The sequence below is a fragment of the Acinetobacter sp. UBA2063 genome (assembly GCF_002333245.1).
Taxonomy (GTDB): domain Bacteria; phylum Pseudomonadota; class Gammaproteobacteria; order Pseudomonadales; family Moraxellaceae; genus Acinetobacter; species Acinetobacter parvus.
In genome coordinates, this window is sequence record NZ_DDAH01000152.1 from 1 (window position 1) to 12,533 (window position 12,533).

Annotated in this window: 10 protein-coding genes; 3 read left to right on the forward strand and 7 right to left on the reverse strand. The window is 47.1% G+C overall.

Annotated features, from left to right (window positions below):
- Genes nusA through B4H32_RS06850 form a run of 3 tightly spaced genes read left to right on the forward strand, consistent with a single transcriptional unit; the run spans window position 1 to window position 4,608 of the window.
- Window positions 1-1,485, forward strand: coding sequence for a transcription termination factor NusA (nusA, locus tag B4H32_RS06840; protein ID WP_004680699.1), 1,485 nt, complete (start codon window positions 1-3; stop codon window positions 1,483-1,485).
- Window positions 1,486-1,495: 10 nt separating this feature from the next.
- Window positions 1,496-4,210, forward strand: a complete 2,715-nt coding sequence (gene infB, locus B4H32_RS06845; protein ID WP_286801009.1) for a translation initiation factor IF-2 — start codon at window positions 1,496-1,498, stop codon at window positions 4,208-4,210.
- On the forward strand, window positions 4,210-4,608 hold the full coding sequence (locus B4H32_RS06850) for a ribosome-binding factor A (protein ID WP_004756286.1): 399 nt from the start codon (window positions 4,210-4,212) through the stop codon (window positions 4,606-4,608). The genes infB and B4H32_RS06850 overlap by 1 nt, the downstream gene beginning before the upstream one ends.
- Window positions 4,609-4,675: 67 nt before the next feature.
- Here B4H32_RS06850 and B4H32_RS06855 read toward each other — a convergent pair whose 3' ends face one another.
- The 7 genes from B4H32_RS06855 to B4H32_RS06885 form a co-directional block, all read right to left on the reverse strand.
- Window positions 4,676-5,056, reverse strand: a complete 381-nt coding sequence (locus B4H32_RS06855) for a Na+/H+ antiporter subunit G (protein ID WP_004756284.1) — start codon at window positions 5,054-5,056, stop codon at window positions 4,676-4,678.
- 11 nt (window positions 5,057-5,067) lie between these two features.
- Window positions 5,068-5,343, reverse strand: a complete 276-nt coding sequence (locus tag B4H32_RS06860) for a monovalent cation/H+ antiporter subunit F (RefSeq protein ID WP_004680695.1) — start codon at window positions 5,341-5,343, stop codon at window positions 5,068-5,070.
- On the reverse strand, window positions 5,340-5,867 hold the full coding sequence (locus B4H32_RS06865; RefSeq protein ID WP_004756282.1) for a Na+/H+ antiporter subunit E: 528 nt from the start codon (window positions 5,865-5,867) through the stop codon (window positions 5,340-5,342). Before B4H32_RS06865 ends, B4H32_RS06860 begins: the two co-directional genes overlap by 4 nt.
- Before the next feature lies 1 nt (window position 5,868).
- On the reverse strand, window positions 5,869-7,680 hold the full coding sequence (locus tag B4H32_RS06870; protein WP_286801011.1) for a monovalent cation/H+ antiporter subunit D: 1,812 nt from the start codon (window positions 7,678-7,680) through the stop codon (window positions 5,869-5,871).
- Window positions 7,680-8,048 carry a Na+/H+ antiporter subunit C gene (locus B4H32_RS06875; RefSeq protein ID WP_004674421.1) on the reverse strand — a complete coding sequence of 123 codons (369 nt, stop codon included), beginning with the start codon at window positions 8,046-8,048 and terminating at the stop codon, window positions 7,680-7,682. The genes B4H32_RS06870 and B4H32_RS06875 overlap by 1 nt, the downstream gene beginning before the upstream one ends.
- Entirely contained in the window at window positions 8,049-10,892 is a 2,844-nt protein-coding gene (locus B4H32_RS06880; RefSeq protein WP_058948566.1) for a monovalent cation/H+ antiporter subunit A, read from the reverse strand. It lies immediately after the preceding gene.
- Between the two features lie 252 nt (window positions 10,893-11,144).
- Window positions 11,145-12,527, reverse strand: coding sequence for an AAA family ATPase (locus B4H32_RS06885; RefSeq protein WP_004680690.1), 1,383 nt, complete (start codon window positions 12,525-12,527; stop codon window positions 11,145-11,147).
- Between the last annotated feature and the right edge of the window lie 6 nt (window positions 12,528-12,533).

Sequence of the window (12,533 nt, forward strand, 5' to 3'; positions counted from 1 at the left end):
ATGGGCCGTGAAATTCTTACCGTTGTAGAAACGGTTAGTAATGAAAAAGGTGTTAGTCGTGAAGCAATCTTCCAAGCCCTAGAGCAAGCGCTGGTTGCGGCAACGAAGAAAAAGTTTTACGACGGCACACACTCGGAAGAAGCTCAGCTTCGAGTTGAGATTGATCGTAAAACAGGCGATTACCGCACGTTCCGTCAATGGACTGTCGTTGCGGATGAAGATCATGAAATGCCTGCATGTCAGGATGCCATCTCTGATGTAGACCCATCGAAGTGGTCAATTGGCGATGTGCGTGAGCTGGAAGTTGAATCGATTGAATTCGGTCGTATTGCAGCGCAAATTGCCAAGCAGGTAATTGTGCAAAAGATTCGTGAGGCAGAGCGTGCATTGGTTGCAGATGCTTATGAGTCGAAAGTGGGCGAGCTGATTTATGGTGAAGTGAAAAAGCAAACCAAAGATGGCTTTATCATTGACCTTGGTGACAATGCTGAAGCGTATTTGGCACGTGAAGAAACCATTCATAAAGAGATTTTACGTCCTAAGCAACGTATTAATGCCATTTTGTATAGCGTCAACCGTGAAGGTCGTGGTGCGCAATTATTATTGTCACGTGCACGTCCTGAAATGCTGATTGCCCTGATGAAGAAAGAAATTCCAGAAATTTCTGAAGAAATCATTGAAATTAAGGCGGCAGCGCGTCAGCCAGGTGTTCGTGCTAAAATTGCAGTGAAAACCAATGACCATCGTATTGACCCTGTGGGTGCTTGTATTGGGATGCGTGGTACACGTATCCAGGCGGTACAGCAGGAGTTGAATGGTGAGCGTATTGATGTTGTGGTGTGGTCTGATGACCCAGCGCAATATATCGCAAGCGCATTGGAACCAGCTGATGTATCTGGAATCGTCCTTGATGAAGATGCACACAGTGCGGATATCATTTTCGCCACCAATGACCAGTTGGCGCGTGCCATTGGTTCGCAGGGGCAAAATGTTCGTTTGGCATCGGAATTAACGGGTTATAAACTCGACATGATGCTGGAAGAAGAGTATCGTGCTCGTCAGCAAAATGAGGCACAGCAATATCTGGATATGTTTATGTCCCGTCTCGATATTGAAGAAGATTTGGCTATGGCTTTGGTCGAAATGGGCTTCACTGCTCTGGAAGAAATTGCCTATGTGCCAGCTGAGACATTTGATGAAATCGAGCTTGAGGCTGATTTGGTCGAATTGCTGCAAAGCCGTGCAAAAGAGGCTGCTTTAACCGATGCGTTAAAACAGCAGGAAAATATTCAAGAGCCAAGTGTGGAACTTCTCGGTATGGATGGTATGACCACCGAGATTGCCTATGCATTGGCGGCGCGTGGTGTGGTTACGATTGATGACTTGGCGGACCAAGCGACTGATGATATTTCAGATATCGAAGGCTTGGGCCATGACAAAGCAGGTCAATTAATCATGAAAGCACGTGAATCATGGTTTAACTAGGAGATAATAGATGACGGACAAGTCGATTCAAGAGTTAGCGCTCAGCGTAGAACGTCCTGTAGAGAAACTCCTGGAACAGGTTCGCGATGCAGGTCTACCACAGCGTAAAGCAGATGACATTATTACCACTGAACAGCAGGATACTTTGGTTAATCACCTGAAAAAAGTACATGGTCAGGGCGGTGGTAACACAGGAAAAATTGCGTTGAAACGTACAACAACCCATACAGCCAAAGTCACCAGTACTTCGGGTAAAGCAAAAAGTATCAATGTTGAGGTGCGTAAAAAGCAGGTTTTTGCCAAGCCAAATCCAGAGCAGATCGCTGCGGAAGCCAAAGCACGTGCTGAAGCTGAGGCGAAAGCCCGTGCTGAGCAAAAAGGGCGTGAAGAAGCAGATAGCAAAGCTCGTATTCATGGTGAACAAAAAACCAATGCGACTTTGGAAGCCATGCGTGCAGCACATACTTCTGAAAGTGCTTCACAAGCTCCTGCAAAAACCGCAGTTGTGGTGAAAAAACGGGGTAGTGACAAGGTGATTAAAGCACCTGTTGTTAAGCCAACAGAAACACCTGAACAGAAAAAAGCCCGTGAAGCAGAAGCAGCCAAGTTAAAGGCGACTGAGGAAGCTGTACGTCGTAAAGCTGCGGAAGAGGCGCAGAAGCGTACGCTGGAGCAAATGCGCCAGATGGCTTCGAAATATTCAAATGATGATGCAACCACAACCATTCGTGTGATTGATGATTCACCTTTAGCCGCTGGACTTGTTGGTCAGGCGTATGAAGATTCTTTCAATAAGGAAGACCGTGAAATCAAGCGTGGCGGTGCAACTGCAAATCCACGTGCAAGCAAGAAAGGTGGCCGTGGTGGTGATGCCCAGGCAGAGCAGAGCTTTAGCAAGAGCCATCATAAGCGTGGCTTGAAAACCAGCCAGTCAAACAAACATGGTTTTGAAAAGCCTGTTAAGAAACAGATTTATGATGTAGAGATTGGTGAGAAGATCATCGTTGCCGATCTTGCACAAAAAATGGCGGTTAAGGTTCGTGAAGTCATCAAGACCCTGATGAAGATGGGTGAGCTTGTGACTCAGAACCAGGCCATTGAACAGGATACAGCAGTTCTTGTGGTTGAGGAACTAGGGCATAACCCTGTTCTTGTTTCTGATACGCAGGCAGAAGATAACTTGCTGGTTGCGGCTGAAGAGGCGCGTGGTGAGCAAACTACTCGTCCACCAGTGGTAACGATCATGGGTCACGTTGACCATGGTAAAACATCGTTACTGGACCGTATCCGTCGCTCTAAGGTGGCAGCGGGTGAAGCGGGTGGTATTACCCAGCATATCGGTGCATATCACGTTGAAACTGAGAAAGGCATTATTACTTTCCTCGACACACCAGGACACGCGGCGTTTACATCAATGCGTGCACGTGGTGCAAAAGCGACTGATATCGTGGTTCTCGTGGTTGCGGCTGATGATGGTGTGATGCCACAAACAGCCGAAGCGATTGACCATGCGCGTGCTGCTGGAACCCCGATTATTGTTGCCATCAACAAGATGGATAAAGAATCAGCGGATCCAGATCGTGTATTAAATGAATTGACCACTAAAGGTATTGTGCCTGAGGAGTGGGGCGGTGATGTTCCGATTGCAAAAGTTTCGGCACACTCTGGTGCGGGAATTGATGAACTACTTGACTTGATCTTGATTCAGTCTGAACTGATGGAGCTTAAAGCTTCAGCAGAAGGTGCAGCACAAGGTGTGGTGATTGAAGCGCGTGTTGACAAAGGTCGCGGTGCAGTAACGTCAATTCTTGTACAAAATGGTACCTTGAATATTGGTGATCTGGTTCTTGCTGGTTCGTCTTATGGTCGTGTACGTGCGATGGTGGATGAAAACGGTAAGCGTATTACGTCAGCAGGCCCTTCGATTCCAGTTGAAATCTTAGGTTTACCTGATGCACCAATGGCGGGCGATGAAGTACTAGTCGTGAATGACGAGAAGAAAGCGCGTGAAGTTGCTGATGCTCGTTCAGACCGTGAACGTCATAAGCGTTTAGAGCGTGCAAGTGCAATGCGTCTTGAAAACATCATGGCGTCTATGGGTAAAAAAGATGTTCCTTATGTGAATGTTGTACTCAAAACTGATGTGCGCGGTACTTTAGAAGCATTACATGTTGCACTTGATGAACTTTCTACTGATGAAGTGAAAGTCCGTATCATTGGTTCAGGTGTTGGTGCAATCACTGAGTCAGATGTAACGCTAGCTGAATCTTCAGAAGCAGTGTTATTAGGTTTCAACGTGCGTGCGGACAACACAGCGCGTCAAAAATCTGATCAGGATGGCATTGATATTCGTTATTACAGCGTGATCTATCATTTAATTGATGATGTAAAAGCTGCAATGAGTGGTAAGCTTGCACCTGAACACCGTGAAACAATTCTGGGTGTTGCAGAAGTACGTGAAGTGTTCCATTCAAGTAAGTTTGGTGCAGCAGCTGGCTGTATGGTGCTTGAAGGTATGTTACACCGTAACAAGCCAATTCGCGTATTACGTGATGATGTGGTGGTGTTCCAGGGTGAGCTTGAATCTCTTCGTCGTTATAAAGAAGTGGTTGAAGAAGTTCGTGCAGGTATGGAATGTGGACTTGCAGTCAAAGGCTATAAAGACATCAAAGTTAAAGACAAGATCGAAGTCTATGATGTTCAATTGATCAAACGGAGTCTTTAATGGCGGGTAGCCAACGCTTAAAGCGCATGGCGGATTCAGTACAACGTGAGTTGTCTGAGCTGATCCGTCAAGAGCTTAAAGATCCTCGCTTAGGTGGTCTGGTGACCATCTCTGCGGTGAAAGTCAGTGCAGACATGGGTTATGCTGAAGTTTATGTCACTGTGATGGGACGTGAACTTGGTGATGAGCAAAGTGAAGTCGCAAATAAAGAAACTTTGGATGTATTGAATAAAGCTTCTGGTTTTTTGCGTCATGAGTTGAGCCGTCGTATCAAGACACGTATTACGCCAAGATTGCGTTTCCATTACGATAAAACCAATGCCTATGGTAACTATATGTTTGGTCTGATCGCGGAAGCTGTGAAAGACTTGCCTGAACGTGAACAAGATAAAGAATAAGTTTTAAAGAAAGCCACCTTCGGGTGGCTTTCTTTATGGATGAATAATGTTATTAAAAAAGACCAACTTAAAGTTGGTCTTTCCTTTCTGTATTACGACTGTAACGTTGCCATGGTAGCGGACGATTTAAAGCCTCTGGTACATCACCGCTGGTTGAACGCAAACGTAAATGAATTGCAGCTTGTGCCATTAAATTTGCAGATACTGGAGCAGTAATAAAGGCAAATAAAGTAATCAATAATTCAGCAAAACCGAAACGACCTTGAGTCGCTCCAAATATCATAGCTGCAATTAAAAAACTTCCTAAGCCTAGCGTACTTGATTTAGTCGGTGCATGCAGACGCATAAATAAGTCGGGTAAGCGAATCATTCCGATGGAACCTACGAGCATGAAAAATGCACCAAAGATCAAAAAGAACGAAATGATAATCTCAAAAATTATTTGCATAACCACTCTCCTTAATCAATCACATGTCCAGTGGTGAAGTAACGGGCAAGTGCGGCTGTGGATACAAAGCCAAGCATTGCAACCAATAGGGCGCCCTCAAACATATTGTTGCTGACCCAGTAAATACCCAGCACCACAACCAAACAGGTGGCATTGAGGAACAGTGTATCCAATGCGAGCAGACGGTCAATCACAGACGGGCCAATAATCAGGCGGATGAGGCAAAGGAACATGGAGAGGGTAATGGCAATTAGACCAATACCCAGTGCATACGGTAAAATCGTCATTTACTTGCTCCCTTGTTCAGCTTTACATCAAAGATTTCAATCAAAGGCATTTCATAGCGCTTTTTAATATCCTGAATATCCAGCTCGGTATCATCTGTGCTGAGTGCGTGAACGAGGATATCCCCCCGTTCCTGATCAATCCCTGCTGAAACAGTTCCAGGAGTAGTGGTAATGATCATCGCCAGCAAGGTGTTGATCTGTTCATGTTCCGTTTCCAGTGGCACGCGATACCATTTCGGGTGCAGATGATCCAGTGGACCCAGCACCAGTTTGGCAATACGAAAATTTGAAACGATGATATCCCACAGCACCACAAACGCCAATCTGATCGCAGGCAGCCAGTGAATGTGGGGGGTTCTGGCAATAAAGGGACGTACCAGACGGGGAATGACAATAGCCAGTAACAGCGCCATTAAAATGTCAGTCGGGTCCACACTGTGCGATAGCATCAGCCAACTCAAAAACACCAGAAATGACACAAAGGGGTGGGGGAACCAACGGTCGAGCAAGCTTATTTTTTGCATGTCAGTGTTCCTCCATTGGCTTTAACTGGGTTGAATTTGGAACTGTCGGCATATCCAGTGTTTGTTGAGCAATCTGGCGCTGCTTGTATTCCGAGATATGCTCACCCTGTAGGGTTGCTTTGGAAATAACATCGGGAATCAGCACGGCATTGTGGTCTTCAACTTCGCCGCCATATTTAGTTTCAGGCAGGTAGGTTGGATCATAAGGTTGTACGCTAATCACGCGACCCTGTGCATCCGTTTTTAAGATAGCCTGATTATAGAGCGCATGGTTCTGGATTTGCTGTGCAGTCAATACGGTATAGGTCTGGATTGGTGATGCAAACACGACATAAGCCATCAGCCCTGCCAAAATGATATAAATGGCTGTGTCATTACGGTTGGGTGCATAGGCTGGCAATCCCTGATAAGTTTGATAGGCTGCTTCATTCGGGTCAATTTCAGGTGGACTGGCACGCCAGAACAGAATGAAACCCACACGGGTCAATCCAAGAATACTCAGTAGGCTAACGATCAGGATAATGGCGATAATCCAGCCCTGATACGCCGTTTCAGCGGTGGCCTGTAAAATAAAGACCTTACCGAGAAAGCCACTAAATGGTGGTAAACCTGCGATCATCATTGCTATCAGGAAATAGGTCAGTGCCGCTGCCTTTTCATTCTTGATTTTGGGTGCAACTTTCAGATGATCCTTGAACATGCCGCGTTGGGCGGTAATCCAGCCACAGAACAGATAGAATGCAGCGGCAATCAGGGTACTATGCACCAGATAATACAGACCCGCTGACCATGCCTGTGTGTTGAACATGGCAATAGCGATCAGCAATGTACCCACAGATGACAGCACCATGAAGCCAACAAAACGACGTAGCCGTTCCGCACCAATTGCACCAATCACCCCATAAATCGAAGTGATCAGGCCAATCAACAATAGTGTGTTTTTAAAAATGCTTTGTGCCATGGCATCGTCAAACACTGTGCCATTAACACGTAAAATCGCATAAATCCCAACCTTGGTCATAATGGTAAATATGGCGGCAACAGGTGTGCTGGCAACCGCATAGGTCTTTGGCAGCCAGAATCCGACAGGCAGCATTGCGGCCTTGATGCCAAACACTACAAACAGCAGTAGGCCACCTGCAATTGCCAGCTTGTGCTGGTCATCGTCCAGTGTAGGCAGGATACGACCCACATCTGCCATATTTAGGCTGCCAACACTGCCATAAATCATGCCCAGACCAATCAGGAACAGGGCGGATGCCAGTAGGTTGATGGTGACGTAATGGATACCCAACTGGAATCTTTGACGACCCTGACCATGTAGTAACAGTACATAGGAGGCCATTAACAGGATTTCAAAGAATACAAACAGGTTAAACAGGTCACCTGTCAGGAATGCGCCACAGACTCCCATGAGCAGGAAGTGGAACATGGTATGGAAATAGCGTCCGCGGGTGTCCCAGTTGTCGCTGGCATACCAGATTACGGGAACGGCCAGTGCATAGGTCAGCACCAGCATAAAGGCCGATAAGCGATCCAGTACGAGTACAATGCCAAACGGGGCAGACCATTCGCTGAGCTGGTAAACACTAATCTGTCCTGTACTGGCAATCATCAGGTAACTGATGGCGGTCAGCAGACCGAGAATTGCTGAAGTCAGGCTGATGCTACGCCGCCAGGGTTGTCGCCAGTCCTGTTTTAATGAACCTGCCCCAGGGTTACCCAGTAGCAATAGCATAAAGCTGGTCAATGCTGGAATCAGGATACTGATGATTGGAGTGTGAGTCTGCCAGAAAGTATTCAAATCAAACATTATGGCTCATCCTCACGTGGGTCATAGGTCAGGGTCGGCTCTTCCTTGGAGTCGACATGGTCATTTCCCGATTCATAACGGCTGCGCAGTGCCAGTTGCACAACAAACGCCGTGGTGGCAAACCCAATCACGATTGCAGTCAAAACCAGTGCCTGTGGCAATGGGTCGGTGACCTTGGTGGTTTCCGTCAAAATGGCGGGAGCATTGACCTGTAAACGTCCCATCGCAAATAGGAACAGGTTCACGGCATAGCCGATCATGGCAAGGCCAAGCACCACGGGAAAGGTTCTGGCACGCAGGATGAGGTAAATCCCTGTGGCGGTGAGTAGACCAATTGCCGAAGCCAATAAAAATTCAAGGCTGATCATTTATTTGTCTCCATTGGGAATAGGGCCAGACATGCTGGAGTGACGTGAGTCTCCCAGTACCGAGATCAATAACATGGTCGCCCCGACGACCGTGATATATACGCCTGTATCAAATCCGACTGCTGAGGCAAGATGCATTTTGCCCAGTAAGGGGGGTTCCACATAAATGTGCGCGCTGGTCAGGAATGGACGTGACCAGAACCATGCCGCAATACCTGTCAATCCTGCAATGGTCAATCCTGAACCAATCCAGATTTCATAGAGACGACCAGACCGAGCTCCAATCATACGTTCAGCCTGTTCCTGACCCAACACAATATATTGAATGATCAGTGCCATCGCGGTAATCAGTCCCGCGATAAAACCACCCCCTGGATAGTTGTGTCCACGCATGAAAATATAGGTGCTGACCACCAGTGCAAGCGGCAGTATCCATGATGCCGTAATACGTAACATTAAGGGTGAGGGATTAAAGCGATAGGTCAGGCCCTGGGTCATGGTGGTGCCATGCGCACGCATACCATCCATCAAACAGAGTGCACCAATGGCAGCAATGCCCAAAACGATAATTTCACCGAAAGTATCGAAACCACGGAAATCGACAAGGATGACGTTGACCACATTCGAGCCGCCACCTAGAGGAATCGACTGTTGCATAAAGAACCATGAAATTGAATTATGGTCACGGGTTAAAATCAGCCAGCTAATCCAGCCAATTCCCAAACCACCTGCAATGGCCAGACTGGCATCGCGCCAGCGCCGTGAACGACTGGATTCATAAGGGGTGAGCTGTGGCAACAGTGACAAACTCATCAGCAATAAAACCGTGGTGACCACATCAACCGTGATTTGGGTCAGGGCAAGGTCTGGCGCTGACAGGGTAATGAATACCATGGTGACCACCAGACCCACTGCCCCACTAATCAACACGGCCTTGATGCGTTCATGGTGAAACCAGAGCATCATCCAGCAACCAGAGAACAGAGTGAGCCACAGTACAATTGCTACCCACGGTGCATGGGTCAGTTCGCGTGTACCTGTGGTTAAGCCTTGGTTGAACAGTGGCAAGCCAACCATGACAATGCTAAACAGCACAATCCAGAGCAGGTAGCTTTGCAAGGAGCCATTTTCAGTCGCCTGCTTAATCTTACGGCTGTTGAGCAACAAATGTTTTAGAAATAAATCAAATAAAATTCGGCCCTGAAAGCGTCCAAACGAGGGATCAAGGTCGATTTTACGCAGTCGCCCCTGTTTGGCTAGGGCAAAATAGAACAGCGTTCCACCAACCAGTGCAATCAGGCTCATGACTAAAGGAGCATTAAAACCATGCCAGATGGCGAGGTGGACCCCCTCAAAATTTGGCTGCATCAGGCTGGCACGGGTGACACTGTTGACCATTGCACCCGCAAGCAGGGCAGGGAAAATACCCACCAGAATACATAAAGTCGCAAGGATAATTGCAGGCAGTCGCATACCAAGTGCTGGTTCATGGGCATTCTTGTTTGGAACGTTTTTACCTACCACACCATCAAAAAACACGCCATGTACCAAACGAATCGAATAGCTGACCGCAAATATTCCCGCCAGGGTTGCCACAATGGCCGAGATCACCATCACTGGGCCAGAGAGGTTTGCCAATAACTCAGTAAAGAACATCTCTTTGGAAATAAAGCCATTGGTCAATGGCACGCCCGCCATGGAGGCGGCGGTGATCATGGTCAAGGTTCCCGTAAATGGAAGCAGTGCCCAAATCCCACTAAGCTTGCGTAAATCCCGTGTACCTGTTTCGTGGTCGATAATCCCTGCAATCATAAAGAGTGCCGCCTTAAAGGTGGCATGGTTGATAATGTGGAAAATGGCCGCCGCAACCGCAAGCGGGGAGCCCATCCCAAGCAGGCACACAATCAGGCCCAAATGGCTGATGGTGGAGTATGCCAATAAGCCTTTTAAATCTTCTTTAAAAATGGCAAAACCTGCTGCCATACACAGCGTAAACAGACCGACAAAGGTGACAATGTTGTGGTACATCGCGGCACCAATAAAAATTGGGGCTAAACGTGCCAGCAGGAAAATCCCCGCTTTTACCATCGTTGCAGAGTGCAGATAGGCTGAAACTGGGGTGGGTGCAGCCATTGCATTGGGTAGCCAAAAGTGGAATGGAAACTGTGCACTTTTGGTAAATGCACCCAGTAAAATCAGTAATAGGGTCGGTACAAACAGGTGATGCTGTTGAATGGTATCTTTCATCAGCACCAGTTGATCAATTTCATAGGTTCCCGTGATCTGCCCAAGCAGTACAAAGCCCCCCAGCATGGCAAGGCCGCCCATACCTGTAAGGGTTAGGGCCATGCGCGCACCACGCTGTGCGGCATCGTACTGGCTCCAATAACCAACCAGCAGGAAAGAGGAGATACTGGTCAGCTCCCAAAACACCAATAGGATGATCAGGTTGTTCGAAAGCGAGATGCCCAGCATGGCTGCCATAAACAGCATCAGCAACAAATACAGTTTACTCAGTGAGTTTTTGGGACTGAGGTAGAAATAGGCATAAATATAAATGAGCGTACCGATACCGCTAATCAGCAGGCCAAACAATAAACCGAGCGCATCCAGACGAAAACTCAGGTTGATGCCCAGTTGTGGCAGCCAATCCCAGCTTTGCAGCAGAGTATTGCCCTGAAGAACCGTTTCTGCCTGGGTCAGAAGTAAAATAAAACAACTCAGGCTGATGCCAATCGCCCCAAGTGCCGTCACGCCCCGTGAAATACGTTGCAGTTGTGAGACAAGGGTGGTGCCGAGTATGAGCGGTAATAAGATAATAATCGGTAGCACACTGGTATCCATATTGATGATTTAGGTCGGGAGACCTAAGGATGAACTTTCTTTCAGGATTCACAGGCACTCAAGGAGAATACCAAAACTTCAAATCCAGAAACCCAATCAAGTGAACAGGGACAATCACAAGTTGTATTGCACAACTTGAAAATAAAAAATGAGATTTATTTTACTATAAAATATCAATAAAAATCTGATGTTATTACATGAAGTTACATATCATGTTGATGGATTATTTTCAATACTGCATTGAACCGTATTTCAAAGTGGGCTTTGTTGTGGTGTGTCATCAATCTTGAGCAAATTCAATAAATCAGACTTTTCCTGTGGATTCAGTGCCTGTATCTGGTGGAATAATGCATCCATTTTGGTTAATGTCGGTTCAGAGGGCAGGAGTGGTGGGGGTTGGGTCTCATTCTCTGGTCCAGACTGCACCAAATCCTGATATAAGGTGGAAAGCTGCTGTTGTGATGCCTCCAGCTGAATTGGGTAAATACCGTGCTGATCCAGTTTTAGGCACTGATAATGCAGCCCATGTTCAAGCAATTCATCACGGTTGCCTGTCACAATGATTTGCAGGCGGGGAAATGCCTCATGCAAGCGCTCAAGAATTTCGGCACATGCATTCTGGTCCAACTGCATATCCACGTGGTCAATCAGCAGGATGCCCTCGCCCTCCAGGCATGGATCAAAGCTATGTTGATTGAGCAGGCATAATCGGCGGCTAATATCACCCACCAGCGCAATCCAGGTTTTTTCTGATGCAGACAGTTGCTGAAATGGCATCACCCGATCTTCATAACGCACCATCAGTTGCAGCTTGGGAACATACTGAATGTAAAGGTCTTGCAGCTTGGGAAAAACGGTATTCAGGCTGGTTTTCAGGGCATGCAGGTTGGGTGCCGAGAGCTGTTTGGGGTGCTTGACCAGTTCCAGTTGCAGTTCTTGTAATATTTCGGACTGATTCTGCTGGTTAAAATCGTTACCCATCAGGCGTCTGACAATATGGGCCGAGTGCGCATTCTCGACATCGCTGATTTCCCGCAACCATTCAAAAAAACGTGCAAAGGTGGTGTAGGGAATGGGTGTTAAATCATAGGCTGAAATGTCCTGCAAGGTGCCTGGCACATTTTTACTCTGTAGATTCACTTCGTGTACAAAACGTTCCGCAGGATAGTAGGCAATCATTGGCAAACCCAGCAAGGGGTCCTGTTGATTCATCTTTTGGTACAGGCTCACCATCTGGTCAAGCTGCTGGCTTTCAACCTGACTAATTCCCACCCCCTGACTGTTAAAGGTTTTGTAGAGTTTCCAGCTACAGCGTTGTGTGTCGGCTGCCTGTGCAGCGCTACTTTCAGTCAAGCCATGATTGAGTTCCTCACTCATGTGTACCTGAATCTGGATTTTGGCCTGTAGCCGAGTCAGCATAATGTCCTGATCCGCAATCACAACACCAGCAGTACGAATATCCTTATAGCGTGCCGAAAACCAGGTCAGAGCCTGATAGATATTTTTTAGAATGGTGGTTTTACCTGTGGACTGGTCACCCAGAATCAGGGTAATCGGATATTGTTCAGGTTGAAACTCAATGTTTAAGTCCCGAAACCTGCCAACATGCTTAAATAGAACCGATTCAAGTTGCATAAGTTC